Origin of the sequence: Texcoconibacillus texcoconensis (assembly GCF_014202575.1) — a bacterium.
Classification (GTDB): Bacteria; Bacillota; Bacilli; order Bacillales; family Salisediminibacteriaceae; genus Texcoconibacillus; species Texcoconibacillus texcoconensis.
Genome location: NZ_JACHHB010000006.1, coordinates 1 through 17,404, shown reverse-complemented (window position 1 = coordinate 17,404; position 17,404 = coordinate 1). Strand labels below are relative to the sequence as shown.

Sequence of the window (17,404 nt, the reverse complement as noted above, 5' to 3'; positions counted from 1 at the left end):
CCCAACCATTACTCTTGGTAACTAATGTTTCCAGATAAAAATTCTCTCATATACCTATCAAACTTAAACTCCCAATTCCCTCGATGTATTAATCGATTGATATATAAGGGTACACCTTGATATTCATAATGATCTTTTTCTTTAAAAAACGATTCTTTCCTATCTCTATTTCTTGTTCGCTGAAACTGTTTATTATTACGTCGAGGCAGCAGTATATCCAAAAAGCCATCACGATAATAAAAATAAGCTGCCCCTCCTTTTCCGAATTCTACAACAACAAAATTGCCAAAATCTAATGCGATAACAGTAGGTTTGTGTATGACATATACATTTTTCACAGAGCTCATATACTTCTTCCAATATTCAAAACGCATATATTTCATATCTTCATCAAAAAAATCTTTTAATTCATTTAACATTAACCATTTTTTTACTTTATCTATGTCTGATTGGTCAAAAAAACCCCAAGGACGTTCATCTTCATTTGGGTTACTAATTTTACGAAGTGCCTGTAGCATAATTTCATCGTCCATTTCATCATATCTACGGTGAGAAATATATATGGAAAGAAGTGATTTATAATTCTTCGTGGTCCAGATGTCCAAATAATTAGTAATTACATCGACACCTTCTAATGAAATGAAAACAGGATCCGCTAAACCTGACACCAACTTATTTTTTAAAAGATAGTAATAAAGATCTGATTTTTCCTTAATACACCAACTTCGCAGTGTATGTTCAATAGGATAATCACTTTGGTTTATTTTTTCAGTCATTTTCATAAGGATTGAATCTGTATCTTTAAACACCTCCCTCAATTGTTTTCTAATGGTGTTATCAAGCTTTAAAAATGAAGGTTCTTCTTCCAATTGCAAAGCATGAGACAACACACGATGAATATGGTGATCTTCAAAATAATATTGAAAGATATACCACATCTGTTTCCCAATATCTCTTTGATACCCTTTAATCAAAATAGTCGTTATTTTCTTGATGGTGTCTGTCGTTTCATTCTTATAAGGATAATCATAAACAAGTAACCTAACCTCTCGTTTCTTTAACATTGCTGCAAAGTTTGTCAACTCAGCCTCATCCAAAGGAAGCTTTCGAATCTGCGCTAATAAATCTGGGAGTTTTTTTCTGCCTAACTTAACAAGGAGTTCTCGATCGATGTTTTCATATTTTTCTTCTACTTTTTTTCGTTCTCCTACTAGCAAGCGTGGAGAAAATGAAAACTTTCTGAATGGATTTGGCTCATTCATCGTCGGTCACCATCATTTGAATCTCTTCTATCAACTCTTCTTCCTTTAATCTAAATTTAAACTCTACTCTTCTCGATTCATCTGCTGCAATTTCACCTTTTTCATCCGCAATAGGATTACTAAATGAACGTCCGTTAGCTGTAATCAGTGGCCTCAACTCTTCACGGTATTCAAACTCTGGAAAATCGTCATCTAGTATCTTTTCTACAACTGATAGTGCACGGTCTTGAGAAAGATTGAGATTATAGAGATAATTCCCTTGTGTATCTGTATGACCTTCTACAATTACTTCAGCAATTTGATCTCGAAAGGCTGGTGACATAAGTATCCCTATATATTGAGGAATAAACTCTTGTAAATAACTCTCCCCTTGATTCGAAAGTTCACTTTCATCAAGGTCGAAGAAAAGGCCCCCTGAAAACCGAATAGCTCCTGTCTCCGAGTCAACATTCATCTCTAAATCCGAATCTTCAAATTCTTGAATAAGCTGCTCAATAATTTCTGCTCTTATACCAATCAAATCTTCGATCATTTCATCTTTCGCTTCAATGGATGATTGATTTTCTAATAAGCTAACCATTAGAAAGAGAGCGAAAAATAGTAATAGGGCAGACATTAAATCTGAATATGATATCCAAAAATAACTTTTATCTTCTTCCTTCTGTTGCATATTATATCTTCGGTAATTTCGGTATCCTCTTGACAAAATACATCACAACCTTATTTTTGACCTGACTCTTCTTTCATATAAGTATTTAAGGTTTTCATTAGTTGATTAAACCTCTCAACCTCAGTTGGTAAACCTTCCACACTTTCATATATTTCTTCTGTTCCCGTACGAATAGAGTCAACACCTTTTGATAAATTTTGAATCGCCTTGCCTAACTCTTCATCAAATTGATCAAATGTACGTGCGAGTCCTTGATGCATCTGCTCTGAGAACTGATTCATTGATTGAGAAAGTTGTCGATTCATATCGTCTAATTGTTGAACCGTTTCCTTCCAAAACTCATTGATCTTTTGATTACGCTCATCCATCGCTTCTATCTGTGTATCCTTTGACTCTTGGATAAATGATGAAACGTTATCTAAACGTTCTCTTTCATCCATTACGTTTCTTAATGTATTCTCTATACTTTCTTGAACTAAGTGGTAAACCTCTGCTTGCTGATGGAATTTATCCAATATATTATTCAAACTCTCATTATTGTTCTGGACTAAGTTAACGTGTTCACTTAATGTTTCTGAGAGAACTTGATTAGTTGAAGCTGTCTCAGACACAGCACTTAGATGTGTATCCATCGAATCTAACAAATGTTGAAACCTATCTTGAAAAGCTAGTTGACCACTTGAATAAGATTGTGCTTTCTCTAAATTTTCATGTAACAATTTCATAGAATTATCAATGATCGTTTGTTCTTCTCTTACTGATTCTAATGTGTTAGACATTGAACTTTGTAGCTCACTTTGAGTACTTGTTGTTGAATCAAGTTTATCCACTGTTTCTTGAAGAAAAGTATGATAAGAAGTAACCTGCTCAGTGTATGCATGAATGTCGCTCGTTAATTTCGTTGTAGACTCGACCATTTCTGATTGTTTTTTGGCAGATTCATTCATTGAATGAAGAAAGTGATCCATTTCCTGAAAAACATTCTCTTGCCATGATGCCATTTTCTCAAGTGTTTCAGATAATTGGTTAAAATAGTCGGATGTCTCATTATTTAAAGAAGAAACAAATTCATCGACCATTTCCTGTAAACCTTCTGCCTGTTTTTCGGATGATTTTTCGAGTGCTTGTTCAACAATATTATTGGTTCGTTCAAAATGCGGTTCCATTACATTGGAGATGCCCTCTTGTATTCCAGACACCATTTGAGGAATTAATGTATTTGACATTACGTCTTGAAAATTTTCCATTTGTTCCTTTTGAGTTTCAATCAAGGATAACAATGTATTTCCTTGATCTTGCGTAGGAAAAGCCTTATCCATCTCATCTCGGTTATTCACAAAAGTCTCTAATAACATGGGATATAAGACAATTTTATCTAATAGTTGCCAAATTAATGAAAAGCTAATGCCTAAAATGGAGGAGTAAAATGCCATTTCCATTCCACTTATTAAGTCTTGAATTCCAGATTGAATTGTTGAAGAATCGGCATCCATTGTTAACCCTTCAATACCTGCTACTAATCCAATAAATGTTCCTAAAATACCAATTGAAACGAAAATACCAGGAATTGCTTCTAACAATTTTCTACATCCATTTTTATGTACTAAATTCTCTTCCAATATATAGTCATATACATCAGGATAATATATGTTTCCTTCCTCCAGGAATTGTCGATATCTACCATAGTAGCTATTCCAAGCTTTCAACCATTCTGAATTAAGTTTCTTAACGACTTTACTTTGACTATTTATCCAATTATTAAACTCATCAATTTTTTTTATATCTTGGTTCTTTAAATTAGCTAACTTATTCTTTATTGCCCTATTCCTAACAAATGAATTCCCATACCATAATAAAACTAGTATAAATAATAAAATGAAAATACCAGTCATAATTTGCATGTAATTTGTTATAAAAATATCTGGATCAATCCTAGACACTTGCTCCATCAACGTCATGGATATATTATTATTCATTACATTCCCTACTTTCAATCAATCAATTATTATAATTCAAAAAACAAAGTTCCACCCCATTTTACCTAACACATGTCATTTTTCCTACACTTTCCGATCATTTATTTGACAAAATGTAACACATTCTACTTCCTTAGACTTATTTAAGCACACAGAATATTGTATTGTTATTAAAAATTTCCCTCGTCTCGTCTAATAAAATTTTGCCAACAATAGGATATATCACTTATACCGAAAATTTACATTAACTCTTCACCTCAAAAAAACCTAAGAATAACGACCAAAACTTGACAAAACATCCAACTAAATGAGCAAAAGAAATACAATCTTCCTCTAAAAAGACTGCCCATACACTATAAATGTATGGGCAGTCTTTTTAGAGGAGCGATAACATGTGAACATACATAGACATGTGTTCAACAATTTTCCTCAAAACATTTTACTTTATTCAATTTTGTTTCAAACAACCAAACCAGACTACATACCTCTCCCATATAACTATTGCCCATCCACAACTTCCTTCAAAATCTCGTACGAACGTTTTTGCTTATCCTCATCATACATGTACGTAACCGCCATAATTTCATCGACGTCATACTTCTCTTGGAAATGAGTTAATTGTTCTCGGATCGACTGTTTATTTCCTAACAATGTCACACGGGACATGGATTCTGCTGCTTCTTTCTCACTCGGATGCCACAAGTCGTCCATATTTTCAACAGGAGGGCTTAACGGTGTTTGTGTGCGGCGAACAACATTTAAGAAAAATTGCTTCATCGTTGTTGATTCTAGCTGAGCTTCTTCATCCGTTTCAGCCGCGATCACATTGAGACACACCGTCATATAAGGCGCATCCAAGTATTCCGACGGCTGGAACTGCTCACGGTAAATCTTGATCGCTGCATCCATTTGCTGAGGTGCGAAGTGCGACGCAAACACATACGGTAACCCTAATTTCGCCGCTAAAACCGCGGAATCGGTTGATGAACCAAGGACATAAAGCGGAATGTTCGTATCAACACCAGGATGAGCTTTCACATAATCTTGAACCTCTTCAGGGCCAAAATACTTTAAAAGTGCTTTGACATCATTCGGAAATGTATAAACGGAATCATTGTTCGAACGTCGGAGGGCATTTGCCGTCATCATATCTGTTCCCGGCGCACGGCCAAGTCCCAAATCCAAACGGTCAGGATAAATCGTCGCCATCGTACCAAATTGCTCAGCAACAACGAGCGGCGAATGGTTCGGTAGCATGATCCCACCTGATCCTACACGAATACTGTTCGTTTTTTCTAAAGTATGTTTAATTAAAATCGCCGTCGATGAGCTGACAAGCGTTGGCGTATTATGGTGCTCCGCAATCCAATAACGCACATAGCCCATTTTTTCCGTCGCCTGCGCCAAATCCACCATTGAATCAATCGCAGCTTTTTCGTCTTGACCTTGACGGACAGGCGCTAGATTTAACACTGACACAGGTATTTGTATATTTGCCATATTGATTACCCTTTCTTGTAGAAGTTTCACTCATATTAGACTTCCCTACTATTTTACTTTAAACAATTTCGATTGCCGAAACAAATGATGCGCTCAGTGCTTTTGCGTTAGGTTGATCATTTTTTCCGTCAGGTGGAGCTGTTTTTCCTTCAGGTGAACCGATTTTTCGATCAGGTCGAGACGTTTTTCCTTCAGGTAACACTGTTTTTCCTTCAGCTGAACCGATTTTTCCTTCAGGTAGAACCATTTTTCCTTCAGCTGAACCGTTTTTTCGATCAGGTTGATCATTTTTTCCTTCAGCTGAACCGTTTTTCCTTCAGCTGAACCGATTTTTCGATCAGGTCGATCATTTTTTCCTTCAGCTGAACCGTTTTTTCCGTCAGGTCGATCCGTTTTTCCTTCAGGTGAACCAATTTTTCCGTCAGGTCGACTCTTTTTCCCTTCAGGTGAACCGTTTTTTCCGTCAGGTCGACTCTTTTTTCCTTCAGGTGAACCAATTTTTCCGTCAGGTCGACTCTTTTTTCCTTCAGGTGAACCGATTTTTACGCAAAGAGTGGCCATTTTTACGCAAACGTTCCCCTTTTTTACGCAAAGAACGCTCATTTTTACGCATAAAACCTTAAATTTTACGCACACAACCCCAACAAAAAAAGCCCACACACAAAATGTGGACTTCCCTTCCTCTATTCCTCTTAAGGCAGCTCATTCCCTGCCGCGCGATACAATTCATACCACTCTTCACGCGTCAGCTCAACATCCGACGCCGCAGCAATCTGCTTGATCCGCTCTGGGTTCATCGAGCCGACAATTGGCTGCATACCAGCCGGGTGACGCAAAATCCACGCGATCGCAATCGCCGAATCCGTGACACCTTTCTTCTCAGCCATCTCCTGCAACTTCGCGTTCACCTCAGGGTAATCGTCATTGCCGACAAATACTCCTTCAATCATCCCATGCTGAAACGGCGACCACGCCTGGATCGTCATGTCATTCATGCGGCTATACTCAAGCACACCGCTTGCACGCACAATCGACGGGTCATTTTGCATATTCACATTGAACCCCTCATCAATCATCGGTGTATGTACAAGACTCAATTGCAGCTGATTAATAATCAAATCCTCAGCAACCGCTCTTTTCAATAACTCAATCTGCATCGGATTTTGGTTACTGACCCCAAAATGACGCACCTTCCCGCTCTCTTTCAACTGCGCAAAAGCTTCCGCCACCTCATCAGGCTCCATCAACGTATCCGGACGATGCAGCAACAGAATATCAAGATAATCCGTCCCCAAACGCTTTAAGCTCCCATCGACGGAGTTCAAAATATGATCTTTTGAAAAATCAAAGAAACCTTTCCGAATGCCGCACTTGGATTGGAGGATGATGTCACCACGTTTCGTGGAAGATTTCTTTAACGCTTCCGAAAAGACCTCTTCCGACACACCACGACCATAAATATCAGCGTGATCGAACAAATCAATCCCCACTTCAACTGACTGATCAATCACTCGAGCTGCCTCATCAACCGACAGCTTGTCCATACGCATACAACCTAGAGAAATCTCTCCGGCCTCTAACTCAGTCCCTAATTTGATCTTTTTCAAGAAGGCACCCCCTACTCATTTTCGTTAAAAGTGACAGCCTGTAAATGTAAATGCCGTCTCCTTCAACAATAATCAGTATCTGCATGTTTGTAAATGAACAACCAATGAATTCGCTTTCCTATGATAATTCCAAATAAATGAATGAAGTGATGTATTGATAAGAAGATGAAAACGTCGTGCCCTTGTGAAACAATCTAAAACACTTAACATACGTGTTCAATACGATATTCTTTTTATCAATGCGTCCAAGCAGTACACAAACCATATTGAACAACTTGTCCAATGTGCTCACACCCTTTCAAACGGTAGGGTGTGCAAAAATATGGAAATTATGTACTAATTTAAAGAGGTAGGGGGACATCCCCCTACCTCTGGTGTAACATGTTATTTAGGCTGCCTATTTTACCGGTTCCGACTTTAATATCTCTGCTGCTTTGTTTATATTTGCTAGTTTCTTCGTCGCGATTTCTGAGGTGTTCATCGGTTTTTGAGCAAAGGTTCCGAAACCGCAATCAGGGTTCAGAAATAACCGATTTAGAGGAATGTATTGCGCCGCTTCCTTCACGCGGTCTACAATTTCATCTACTGTTTCGACCTCTGGAACCCTTGGGTTAACCACGCCAAGTCCTACCTCTATTTCAGTATCCTTAAATACCTCTAATGCCTGTAATTCTCCAGCTCTCGGTGTTGCAAACTCTAGCACTAGCTGATCTAGATTTAGCTTAGCTAAGTGTGGCATTAAAGGATCGTACGGCCCCTTGAGAAGAGTGTCCTCTTGTGTACTCCAGTTCCCCCGGCAAATGTGAAGGCCAATTTTTGAACCGCGGCCAAGCATCCCTTCTGTAACTTTGTTAATAAGCTCCATCGCAAAGTCTAGCTCCTCATTTGCATCTGCCTTCGCTGTTAACGCTCCGCACATGAATGTTCGGTTGGCGTTCTTTTGCGTAAACACAAGCTCTGTCAGAACAGGCTCATCCATCTGGATAAACGGTACGCCACTGGCGATTAAATCTTCTATTTCTTCCCTTAAAACTTTAACAATATCCTCTGCCAAGTCTTCCTTCGTTGGATAAGCATTAGCCGATAACCCCTCGACCCACATGGAACGAGCGAGTAGATAAGGGCCTGGAATGGCTACCTTTACTGGTTTGTCCGTGTGTTTTTTTATAAATGCATATTCATCTACAGCGATCGGATTTTTCCGGCTGATCTTTCCAGTCGCTGCAGGGTTTGTAAGAGAATAAGCTGGAATATCTAGTGTCCCTAAAATCTCTTCAAAACTCGCTTTATCTTCCACATACTTTAGTAAATCTGAGATTGAGAGCATGTCAACATTATTGATTTTATCCGCAACAAAAGAGATGAAATTGTCCCTACGTTGCTCTCCATCGGTAATCATGTCTATGCCCGACGCTTCTTGGTGTTTAATGCATTCGACCACTGCTTGATCAGCAATTTCATTAAATTGCTCCTCTGTTATTCTTCCGGCCCGCTTATCTCGTAGTCCGTTCAATACTTCTCTTGACCGCGGCCAGCTACCAACCGTTGTCGTTGTCAGAAATGGGGAAGTCATATGATCACACCTTTTTCATTCTCTTATCGTCTATATAATAGAAAAGTTAATCTTGATATCGATCGTATGTTTTAACGTTTGATAAATCGGAGAACGTTCGATTGTAAGTTTCCATAAATCTCGTAATTCTTCTTCCTCGTTAGGAGATGTAACATAGAAGGTCCCTGTCACTTCTATAATCTGTGGACTTCCAGTGTCCTCTAATTCCATATGGTATAAAACATTATCTAGTTTTCCTTTTAGCATCATTTCCGTATGATCAATGGTGATATTTCTTTTTGAACTGTGCGATTTAAATCCAACAACTAAGCAAGAAGACAAAGAGGCTAATAAGTGGTCTACCGCGCTTGGCGCCTCCACTTTCTCACTAAATTCTGCCGGCTGGCCGACAGTAAAACTATGGTTTCGGGAATGAACCTTTGCCGTTAAGTCTTCATCATTACTTGTCCGCACAACCCATTGGTAGTTTTTAGCAGCTTTTAAGTCCTCGTCTAAAGATTCCACGACTTGGCCACCTTTTTGTACATAATAACTGGTGGTATTTTCTCCAGGTTCTGAACCTAAAAACTCATGATCCACCATCCGGCACCAAACAGGAAGGTCATCGGCTACCGTTCTCTCGCGGCTTCTCACCTCTAGTACCTGCCCCGGTTCTAACGGAGTGATACTCTTTTTTATAATTAAAAGAAGCCCTGACCCGCAGTCAAGATCTCCTCCATCACACATACTATGAGCGGTAAATTGAGACATAAGCAACCTCCTAAAACGTTAATATGTTATCGAAGCAGCACCTTCCGATAAAAATTCTACTACTTTGGCACCACCAACAATCGTCGCACCTTCGATTACATTGTCTTCATTTAACTGACGCTTTTTGTGACAAGGGCTGCATACCCAAAGAGTACCCCCCGCTTCCACAAATTGCTCCATTAAGTCTTTTAATGGAGCAAAACCATCTTCGTGAATCTCGTCTGCGTAACCTCTATCGGATAAGTAAGCGCCATCAATATTTAAAAAAACGACAACTTCCTTCCCTGATGCAACCGCTGCATTAGCGACGACGAATCCGACTGTGGCTCTATCTGTGTCGTTTTTCCCGTTTGTTAAACTCACTAATAATTTGTTTGTCATGTTACTTCATCTCCTTTTGAATAAAAAAATGGGTTTGTAAGAGCCCACCTTGTTCACTGTGTAACAAAGTATGTCCTTGCATACGGCACCAGGAAGGAACGTCCTCGACGGCACTTAAATCGTAAGAAATCACTTCCATTACCTGTCCGACCTCAAGTTGCTTCATTTTAAGATAGATATTCATAATTAATTCGCCACAACTAGCTGACCCTGCATCATAAACAAAATCTATCTTTACTTGCCCCTGAATCTCAATCACCTCACACAGGATACCTTTTTATACCTATCCCTCTAGCAGCAATTCAAACTATACCTGTTATCATCTTACTTTAAAGGAATATCGAAGTGAATAGATATTGAAATAAGACATAAAAACGTCAAATTCCATGACGTAACCCTTATTACTACCGTAAGATTACCGAATCACACAGACGGTTATCATAACGCCAGTACGTCTGACATAACGAGTGACGGGATTTGCCATCACAAACAACGATTTTAGAAAACACAAAAAGCCCGCCCTCCCTGACCCTCACGTTTAACAAAACAGTGAGTCATAATAGGAAGAACGGGCTGTTCTTGTTATTCACCTTTTTAATTAAATAGACACATCAATACTGCCACCCTTGCCAGGTTCAATTGCATGCTGCTGACGCGGCTGATCTTGGTTTTGTTGCATCATATCCTTAATCATGTCGGTCTGTTGATCCCCCGTATCCAACGCCTGCTTCATAAGCGCAGTATTCGCTTTCCCTTGCGCCTCATTTAAAGCCATTCCGATCGACGCACCTGTGATATCCATCCTCACACCTCCTTTTCTCTAGCTTACCACGACTTTCCTATCAGTTCATTATTTGGATAATAGATTATAAGACGTTATGTCGAAAAACATCACACCGGATCACGCTTCAAAAACGCCGTCATACAGTGGACCGCCCCCCACCCTTTCATCACCTCATCCAACCCTACCTCAATCACCTCAATACCATGCCGTTCAAGCGTCGCCCGCGTCTCAGGACACCCCGCAGGCGCCACCACCTTCCCAGGCTCAATCGCCACAAGATTGATCGCCATCCCTTGCTTAATCTCTTCTATGTTCGTTAATTCAATCAACTCAATCCCTTGATCCATAAGCACCTGCGCACAATCATACCCTAAGTGCCATGGGAAAACGATCATCTTGTCCGTATCCACCATGTTCATATAACCATCCAGATGTATCGAACCATAGGGAATTTCCGTCCGAATGATATTACTCACGCCAATGTTGCGAAGTTCATGTTCAACTTGTTGTGCCCCCGCTTCATTTGTGCGGCTCCCAGTGCCGATCACAACCGTGTCGCGGTTTATCCACATCGCGCTCGCGCCTTCAAAATAACCGGCACCGTTTATCGTTTTCAAAATCGGCACACCAAGTGTTGCCAACGTGCGCGCAACCGCCTTTTCCTCACCACGACGCGCAGGAATCGCCGGCCGACACACAATCGCCCCTTCTGGCGTCATAAACATTAAGTCACGCATAAAATACGCATTCGGGCGATCTTTACGTTGATTTTCTACATAATAAACATCAACACCGTGAGCACGGTAAATGTTTGCAAGTTCATCTTGTTGCTGGCGTGCTTTTTCAGGATCCATCACACCACGAAAACGATACGTTTCATAGTTTTCCGCTGTTACACCATCAATCTCCTCACCCGGACGATGCATGAGCACCGCTCTCAGCTTGCCAACCTCCGAATCACAATACCAATCGCCCCACAAATCTTTCATCTCATCGGAAAACGTCTGTTCAGACGGAAACCAACGCTCTCCCTGGACTTTGATACCACTTTTCACATTATCACCTCCAGCGTCATTTGAACCCTTGGAATATATGTATATCATAGCTGTGAACATTCATGATCGTTTGAATAAGAAGATGTAGGTTCGTTTCTGTATTCCCTTTTACCACACTCAGGTTCATTGACTTCGTTTCAAAACATTTATATAATATGCCATAACATCGTAACAATATTGATATCAAAGGAGCCGCAATGGATGATTGAGGTTAATCCCAACCCATTGTAAAAGCTCCTTTTATTTTTGCTCTTCAACCTCTACAATTTCCTTTTACCCCATTACAATATTCGACAAACTGAACGAAATACCTTCAATATCATTGATGTTCTCTCCATTTGACATTAGAAAAAGAAAACCACCTGATCATGAATGATATCCATGTTCAGGTGGTCTATGGTAATAAATACACCATAAATTTCACTGAATAATTGCAGTGAGATTACAAATCTGGCTAATTAAATTCATCTCTTTGTTTCATTCCGAATATTTGTTTGTTATTTGAATACCCTGAGTAACACACTAAGAAACGTAAAGTACCAAGGTATTTTGGTTAAAATAATATGATTTTAATAAGGGGAGGGTTAAAATGAATTCCTCTCTAGACAAAACAAAAGCTATAGAACTAGCAGAAAAGTTTGGAATTCAAGTTTCTTTTGATAATCCAGAAAGTGGGGTTTTCCTAAATAATAAGGAAAACAACCAAATGACTAAATATGAGCTGGAAGAGTTCCTACCTGAGTTGAAGGGGTTCGATAAGGACTTCATCGTAATTCGTAAATAGCCTTCCGTATTTTTATGCTTTTTGTAAGCACACTACAACTTCATTCTACTGACACTCGAAAATTATGAGTGCCAAACCCACCTGAACAATATAAATGTGCAGGTGGGTTGATTGTTGATCACTATTACAACATCATTACAAAATCGGGCAAGCGAAAACTGTCCCTTCGCTTCGCTATTTCTCAGCTTCAAGTTGACTTATTCGTTTTTCAAGTGCTTCTATTTTTTCGTTTTGCAGTTTATTTATTTCAATGAGTTCAGAAACTTGATCGACCGTTTCTCTAGTCAGTCTTTTTAATTCCTCGTATTCAGATAAACTCGATGAAGGTTCACTTCTCATATCAGCTTTATCGCTATTATCTACATGAACTTCATAACCCTCTCCCATCAGTTCTTTTACTGTCTTGAAAATGACATCCTTATAGCGATTTTCAATCCAATCTGCTGCAAATGCATTTGAAGCTTTAACAATAACAGTATTACCCTCAATCTCCGCTTCAGTGTTAGCGAACCATGTTTCAAAGCTTGGTTTAGATATTTCGTTACTAATCTTTTTTAGAACTTTATTCCACCATTCATTCCCGTTCTCAGTCATAGCTATTTCTCCTTTTTTTCTACCGCATGTCCTTCATATATTGTTTATTATACTTTATTCTGGGGGTTTTTAGGAAATAAAGACAAATTAGTGCATCATTTATTTCCATTTTGTATTCAAACAATCCCTTATAACCATTTTAGAAAATGGCTATGGGCAATGCGCCTATAGCCACCTCTTGAATTCCCGAATTTGTATGCTTTTTGTTAGCAGCGCGATTACTTTTCTGAGTTCATTAGTTAAAATGATTACAACATCATTACAAATTCGGCTAACTGGATCCGTCCCCGCGCTTCCAAAGAGCAATATGAAAGCATATTACAAAGAATTTCGGAACCAAAAAGTCAAGAACAGTTAGAAATGGACCGGATTAAAGAAAGAGAAAATAGAGTCAATGAAATTATCACTCGAAAAAAAATAGAAAGATCATTAGAAAAAGAAGCTGAAAAAATTTGGAGTCAAAAACCTGAAGAAGATCGAATAAAGCGGGTGGGGTGGTTCAGAAAAGAAGAAGATTTGGAGAAAAAATCTAAGTTTATTAAAGAGTTCGTTGATGATAACTTTGAAGAGAAATTACGTGAAGCTTTCGGGGTGACAGATAACTAAATAGTAACATAGAGGTTTATGCTTACATAAAGTACTCCAAATAAGGCATATCCCTTAATTTATATTTAATCCGGAACAAAAACGAATGACTTTTTCAAATATGAAAAGGTCATTCGTTTTATGTAAGTAATTATTTTAATAATCAGGTGGTAGTATTGTTATAACCATTATAGTTTTATCTTCTTCTAGAGGATCACTATCAAAAAAAATCACAAGTCGAGCAGTCGGATCACCATTTTTACGCTCCCTAATAGTAAAAGAGAAGACATGACTTATTTTTTATAATGTGCTCGATTATTGATAATAAACAGTATGACTAGTTGATGTTGTATGGTATTCACGAATATCTCCAAACAACTCATATGTCATATCAATTTCTTGATCTAGATTCAGGAAATCCCCTGAAGCTTGTGTACTCCAAGATAACTTTGATTCAGCAATTAAACCATCGGACTCTCCATACTCTAAACCGTAGGCATCTTTTGAAGCAAAGCCACCATGCCAATCATATGCTACGTTCCACCCTGAAGAACTAGCATCGACAGAAACAGAGCTTAAATAAACAGATATATCATCAAGAGAATGATCTATAATGAAAGGTATATCAAAAGATGAGTGACTGTTATCTAGAGGTTTTGCAGCAGCAAAGGTAGTGTATGAATCACCACTTACATCAATACTTAGATCATGAACTCTTACTTCATTAACAAAATCAGGATTAGATGCTGTTTGTTTGGCATTATCAGGTTCAGTAAATGCTCCTACTCTCCATGGTGTATGATTCCCACCAGCATCGTATTCATCTTCCCAGGCCTGAGTTTCTGTACGCATATATCTTCCGGTTGTTCCAGTAATTGATCCTAAGCTACCGTCAGTTAGAATGGAAACCTCCCTTTCAGAATCCGAAGTGATAGGTTGATCAAAAATTATGTTTTCATCATATGTTTCGATTTTCTGATTGTTATTATAATCAAGAATTATAGTGAATGGGGATTTTCTCTCAACATTTCCATCCTCTTCAACTAAATCAAATATATTAATTGAAGCAATTTTTTCTCCATTATCGTTATTATATACAAATGCCTCAAACTTTAACTCGTCATCGTTTGTAACGTTTCCCGTATAAACATCAGTTTCATCAGTTTTATTAGTTTCTTCGTTGTTTAAGTTTCCTTCGATTTTATATCGTTCGTTTTTAGAAGGAATAACTAGATTACCGTTAATTTCGTCATCTTTAATTCTAGTATTACCAGTAACTTCAAAACCATCAGTAAAAGTATGCTCAATTGTATCATCAGAGGTTTGTTTAATTTCATGCGTCGATTCATTTAATATTCCTTCGCTTGGCAGAAAAACATCTGTCCCTTCTGACTCAGCAAATGGGACATACGGGTTAATCGCTAGTACAAGTAATGTTGTTAATGGGATGATTTTTTTCATACTATCTCCTCCAAATAATTTTCAAGTTTTTGGGTCTTCTCTTCCTAAATAGTGAAAGTGAAAACTTTTTTCTTTGCATCACAATAATTTCAAGTTAAATTTGCTAACAAGGTCTTCATCAAATGATCACCTCTAACTAAGATATTTTAGATCGGAAAAGGTATTTACAGATACTCCATGATTTGAAGTATAAATAAGACGATAGATTTTGGGTGTTTTACTCTCTCCGATCAGGTTTGTTTGTAGATACAAATTCTTCAACTTCATTAATGTCAGTCGTTTGTAAAATTAATTCATCGGTATCGAAAACTAGAAAGGTAGGGTAACTTTCAATATCAAATTTCCCTGTATAATCATATATAATGTTTTCAACACGTCTATCCCAAGTCCAAACTATACCTCTATCATAAAGATATTTTCTACTTTCTTCGCTTAATGATTCGTTAATAGCATCTAGTTCATGATTGTCCCTGTAATCATCATTTTCTACAACTGCATACAGTGTGTAATAACCTGTGAATGGGTCCGGTAGTGTCTTGTTATCAACCAATTCATCCTTTGGCACTGTTTGGGTACATGCTATTAGTATAACGATTGAAAAAACACTCAAAAATAATAACCTCAAAGTATCACTCCTAAGTTATCAAATTTTAATATCATACAGTTTCAACACTAGGTAATAAATGACTTTTGATAATCAAATCATTTATAGATGTTTTGTGATTTTACTTTCTGATACAAATTTTTAAACCTGCACTTCTCTGTTTTTCTAACCTTTAATGCAGCATGTTCACAATATCTTCGCTTCCTTAGTGTATATCCTTCGGTGGTCTGTATAGATTCATGTCCTAAAATTTCTTGAACAGAACAAACGCTAAGTAGTCTTCCCCTCCTAAAAGAAGGTCCATATTCTTAATAGAAGGGTTCAATGTATATATGGTGAACTTCCCCTCCCTCCGCGACTGGATAACATCTCCTCGTTCCAAAAGTTTAAGATGGTGAGTCACCGTTGAATTCACACTGTCCAGAGCTTCGGACCAGCTCGCAAAGGCAACATTCCCGCACAGCTAATAAAGACACAATTTTAAGGCGTGTGCCGTCACCAAGCGCTTTAAAGAAGGCAGCTTTCGCATTGATTTCTTCATCCTCCTTAAGGTAAGAGAACTTTTCCTGCGTCTCTTTTAAAAGTTCTTCGCATTCTTCCTTATTTAAAATCATCCACTCATTCATTGCCATGCCTCTCACCTGCCTTGTTTATTGTCTCTATTAAATATATCACTTTCACGCTAATAAAACTACATTACTAGTTTTATAGTTTCCGACACTTTCGTGACAGGATATGGATAATATGGATTTAGTTTCTCGAGCATTGGAAATTGGATCATTCAATCCAAAATGAAAAAAACCCGTTTCTTCATTACTGAAATGATTGTTCAGTGGTAAAGAAACGGGTCGGGATCCTGGCAGCAGGGATGCTAATATTCTTCATTAAGGTGATCATTTATTACAATATGATTACAAAACCGGATAACGAGTCGAGTAGGAGGGAGCCTCTCTACTTAAATGTAGATTGTGCTCCGCCCCCCTCACAGAACCGTACGAGCGGTACTACCGCATACGGCTCTTCCTATCACCCTTCAAGTAATATAACTAATTTCAGTTCGGAAATTATAGATGTTCACCTTAACCTTCGGTTTCGGTAGTGGATTCTTCTTGAGGAATAAGTTAAATTTGTCCCAAGTAAATGATTTTCGTTGACTTCGTCTGTTTAGCCATTTGAATAGCAGTAACTGGATTTTGTCTTTGAATTCATCTACTGAGTGGATATTATCAGTGATACAATAGTAGTTATAATATCCTACCAATGAGCGTTTCATCCGATCCATGATTTCATGGATATTCATGTTTCGGTTCTTCTTTAACCAAACTTTGGTTTGCTTCAGTTTATTGCTCATTTTCTTTTTGTCTGTTTTCCTCTTCACACGGAATTTGCCTGCCTTACTGTTACTGCAATAGTGCGTGAATCCAAGGAAGTCGAATGTAGGAGGCTTCTTTTGTCCTTTACGTTGGCAATTTTCTTCGGCAAACTTTCCGAAAGGAATGACTTTGGATTTATCTTCAGCGATCTCAAGATGAAATTGTCTAAGTCTTTCTTTTAATTTCCCAAAGAATTTGTAGGCATCTTGTTGGTATTGAAAACAACAGACAAAATCATCCGCATATCTAACGATATGGGCTTGCCCTCTACATTCTTTCTTCACCTTCTTTTCAAACCAGAGGTCTAGCACATAGTGGAGGTATACATTTGCTAGTATCGGAGATGCTATCCCACCTTATGCCAAGAAAGTAATTATGCTAAGTAAGTAATTAAAAACCGCATAAAATGAATAATCTAATTGAATTTTACTTTGCATAATATCCG

The 17,404-nt window shown here is 38.1% G+C and carries 19 protein-coding genes; 2 read left to right on the top strand and 17 right to left on the bottom strand.

Features of this window, described 5'->3' with window-relative positions; all coding sequences use genetic code 11:
• Positions 1-8: 8 nt before the first annotated feature.
• The 12 genes from HNQ41_RS07640 to HNQ41_RS07585 all read right to left on the bottom strand — a co-directional run bounded on the left by HNQ41_RS07640 (position 9) and on the right by HNQ41_RS07585 (position 11,558).
• Positions 9-1,262 (bottom strand): hypothetical protein, encoded by a 1,254-nt coding sequence (locus tag HNQ41_RS07640; RefSeq protein WP_184663826.1) that lies wholly within the window; start codon positions 1,260-1,262, stop codon positions 9-11.
• Complete coding sequence (locus tag HNQ41_RS07635; RefSeq protein ID WP_184663825.1) at positions 1,255-1,932, bottom strand: OmpA family protein; 678 nt, start codon at positions 1,930-1,932, stop codon at positions 1,255-1,257. The genes HNQ41_RS07640 and HNQ41_RS07635 overlap by 8 nt, the downstream gene beginning before the upstream one ends.
• A 50-nt stretch (positions 1,933-1,982) precedes the next feature.
• Positions 1,983-3,908: a hypothetical protein gene (locus tag HNQ41_RS07630; protein WP_184663824.1), complete on the bottom strand. Its 1,926-nt coding sequence runs from the start codon at positions 3,906-3,908 to the stop codon at positions 1,983-1,985.
• A 498-nt stretch (positions 3,909-4,406) separates the two neighbouring features.
• Entirely contained in the window at positions 4,407-5,408 is a 1,002-nt protein-coding gene (locus tag HNQ41_RS07625) for an LLM class flavin-dependent oxidoreductase (protein ID WP_184663823.1), read from the bottom strand.
• Between the two features lie 93 nt (positions 5,409-5,501).
• On the bottom strand, positions 5,502-5,969 hold the full coding sequence (locus HNQ41_RS07620; RefSeq protein ID WP_184663822.1) for a hypothetical protein: 468 nt from the start codon (positions 5,967-5,969) through the stop codon (positions 5,502-5,504).
• Between the two features lie 131 nt (positions 5,970-6,100).
• Positions 6,101-7,015, bottom strand: coding sequence for an aldo/keto reductase (locus HNQ41_RS07615; RefSeq protein ID WP_184663821.1), 915 nt, complete (start codon positions 7,013-7,015; stop codon positions 6,101-6,103).
• Positions 7,016-7,412: 397 nt separating this feature from the next.
• Positions 7,413-8,588, bottom strand: coding sequence for a cobalamin-independent methionine synthase II family protein (locus tag HNQ41_RS07610; protein ID WP_184663820.1), 1,176 nt, complete (start codon positions 8,586-8,588; stop codon positions 7,413-7,415).
• Between the two features lie 30 nt (positions 8,589-8,618).
• Positions 8,619-9,338 (bottom strand): sulfurtransferase TusA family protein, encoded by a 720-nt coding sequence (locus tag HNQ41_RS07605; protein ID WP_184663819.1) that lies wholly within the window; start codon positions 9,336-9,338, stop codon positions 8,619-8,621.
• 18 nt (positions 9,339-9,356) lie between these two features.
• On the bottom strand, positions 9,357-9,719 hold the full coding sequence (locus HNQ41_RS07600) for a DsrE family protein (RefSeq protein ID WP_184663818.1): 363 nt from the start codon (positions 9,717-9,719) through the stop codon (positions 9,357-9,359).
• Between the two features lies 1 nt (position 9,720).
• Positions 9,721-9,978: a sulfurtransferase TusA family protein gene (locus tag HNQ41_RS07595; RefSeq protein WP_343043341.1), complete on the bottom strand. Its 258-nt coding sequence runs from the start codon at positions 9,976-9,978 to the stop codon at positions 9,721-9,723.
• Positions 9,979-10,317: 339 nt separating this feature from the next.
• Positions 10,318-10,521, bottom strand: a complete 204-nt coding sequence (locus HNQ41_RS07590) for a YjfB family protein (protein WP_184663817.1) — start codon at positions 10,519-10,521, stop codon at positions 10,318-10,320.
• A gap of 89 nt (positions 10,522-10,610) precedes the next feature.
• Entirely contained in the window at positions 10,611-11,558 is a 948-nt protein-coding gene (locus HNQ41_RS07585) for a dimethylarginine dimethylaminohydrolase family protein (RefSeq protein WP_343043340.1), read from the bottom strand.
• A 589-nt stretch (positions 11,559-12,147) separates the two neighbouring features.
• Here HNQ41_RS07585 and HNQ41_RS07580 point away from each other — a divergent pair.
• Positions 12,148-12,342 carry a hypothetical protein gene (locus tag HNQ41_RS07580; RefSeq protein ID WP_184663815.1) on the top strand — a complete coding sequence of 65 codons (195 nt, stop codon included), beginning with the start codon at positions 12,148-12,150 and terminating at the stop codon, positions 12,340-12,342.
• A gap of 174 nt (positions 12,343-12,516) precedes the next feature.
• On the opposite strand, the gene HNQ41_RS07575 is transcribed toward HNQ41_RS07580, so the two are convergent.
• Entirely contained in the window at positions 12,517-12,936 is a 420-nt protein-coding gene (locus HNQ41_RS07575) for a DnaA N-terminal domain-containing protein (RefSeq protein ID WP_184663814.1), read from the bottom strand.
• Positions 12,937-13,296: 360 nt separating this feature from the next.
• On the opposite strand from HNQ41_RS07575, the gene HNQ41_RS07570 reads away from it, so the two are divergent.
• On the top strand, positions 13,297-13,542 hold the full coding sequence (locus HNQ41_RS07570) for a hypothetical protein (protein WP_184663813.1): 246 nt from the start codon (positions 13,297-13,299) through the stop codon (positions 13,540-13,542).
• 294 nt (positions 13,543-13,836) lie between these two features.
• Here the strand turns inward: HNQ41_RS07570 and HNQ41_RS07565 are convergent, their stop codons facing one another.
• The 4 genes from HNQ41_RS07565 to HNQ41_RS16855 form a co-directional block, all read right to left on the bottom strand.
• On the bottom strand, positions 13,837-14,982 hold the full coding sequence (locus HNQ41_RS07565; RefSeq protein WP_184663812.1) for a hypothetical protein: 1,146 nt from the start codon (positions 14,980-14,982) through the stop codon (positions 13,837-13,839).
• 217 nt (positions 14,983-15,199) lie between these two features.
• On the bottom strand, positions 15,200-15,607 hold the full coding sequence (locus HNQ41_RS07560) for a hypothetical protein (RefSeq protein ID WP_184663811.1): 408 nt from the start codon (positions 15,605-15,607) through the stop codon (positions 15,200-15,202).
• Between the two features lie 365 nt (positions 15,608-15,972).
• On the bottom strand, positions 15,973-16,218 hold the full coding sequence (locus tag HNQ41_RS07555; protein WP_246421538.1) for an ArsR/SmtB family transcription factor: 246 nt from the start codon (positions 16,216-16,218) through the stop codon (positions 15,973-15,975).
• A 401-nt stretch (positions 16,219-16,619) separates the two neighbouring features.
• On the bottom strand, positions 16,620-17,309 hold the full coding sequence (locus tag HNQ41_RS16855) for a reverse transcriptase domain-containing protein (RefSeq protein WP_343043345.1): 690 nt from the start codon (positions 17,307-17,309) through the stop codon (positions 16,620-16,622).
• Positions 17,310-17,404 lie beyond the last annotated feature (95 nt).

What these genes read in the sequence shown, in the direction of transcription:
- HNQ41_RS07640 (WP_184663826.1), bottom strand. Translation starts at nt 1,262, where the DNA reads ATGAATGAGCCAAATCCATTCAGAAAGTTTTCATTTTCTCCACGCTTG.
- HNQ41_RS07635 (WP_184663825.1), bottom strand. Translation starts at nt 1,932, where the DNA reads ATGCAACAGAAGGAAGAAGATAAAAGTTATTTTTGGATATCATATTCA.
- HNQ41_RS07630 (WP_184663824.1), bottom strand. Translation starts at nt 3,908, where the DNA reads ATGAATAATAATATATCCATGACGTTGATGGAGCAAGTGTCTAGGATT.
- HNQ41_RS07625 (WP_184663823.1), bottom strand. Translation starts at nt 5,408, where the DNA reads ATGGCAAATATACAAATACCTGTGTCAGTGTTAAATCTAGCGCCTGTC.
- HNQ41_RS07620 (WP_184663822.1), bottom strand. Translation starts at nt 5,969, where the DNA reads ATGGCCACTCTTTGCGTAAAAATCGGTTCACCTGAAGGAAAAAAGAGT.
- HNQ41_RS07610 (WP_184663820.1), bottom strand. Translation starts at nt 8,588, where the DNA reads ATGACTTCCCCATTTCTGACAACGACAACGGTTGGTAGCTGGCCGCGG.
- HNQ41_RS07605 (WP_184663819.1), bottom strand. Translation starts at nt 9,338, where the DNA reads ATGTCTCAATTTACCGCTCATAGTATGTGTGATGGAGGAGATCTTGAC.
- HNQ41_RS07600 (WP_184663818.1), bottom strand. Translation starts at nt 9,719, where the DNA reads ATGACAAACAAATTATTAGTGAGTTTAACAAACGGGAAAAACGACACA.
- HNQ41_RS07590 (WP_184663817.1), bottom strand. Translation starts at nt 10,521, where the DNA reads ATGGATATCACAGGTGCGTCGATCGGAATGGCTTTAAATGAGGCGCAA.
- HNQ41_RS07580 (WP_184663815.1), top strand. Translation starts at nt 12,148, where the DNA reads ATGAATTCCTCTCTAGACAAAACAAAAGCTATAGAACTAGCAGAAAAG.
- HNQ41_RS07575 (WP_184663814.1), bottom strand. Translation starts at nt 12,936, where the DNA reads ATGACTGAGAACGGGAATGAATGGTGGAATAAAGTTCTAAAAAAGATT.
- HNQ41_RS07570 (WP_184663813.1), top strand. Translation starts at nt 13,297, where the DNA reads ATGGACCGGATTAAAGAAAGAGAAAATAGAGTCAATGAAATTATCACT.
- HNQ41_RS07565 (WP_184663812.1), bottom strand. Translation starts at nt 14,982, where the DNA reads ATGAAAAAAATCATCCCATTAACAACATTACTTGTACTAGCGATTAAC.
- HNQ41_RS07555 (WP_246421538.1), bottom strand. Translation starts at nt 16,218, where the DNA reads ATGGCAATGAATGAGTGGATGATTTTAAATAAGGAAGAATGCGAAGAA.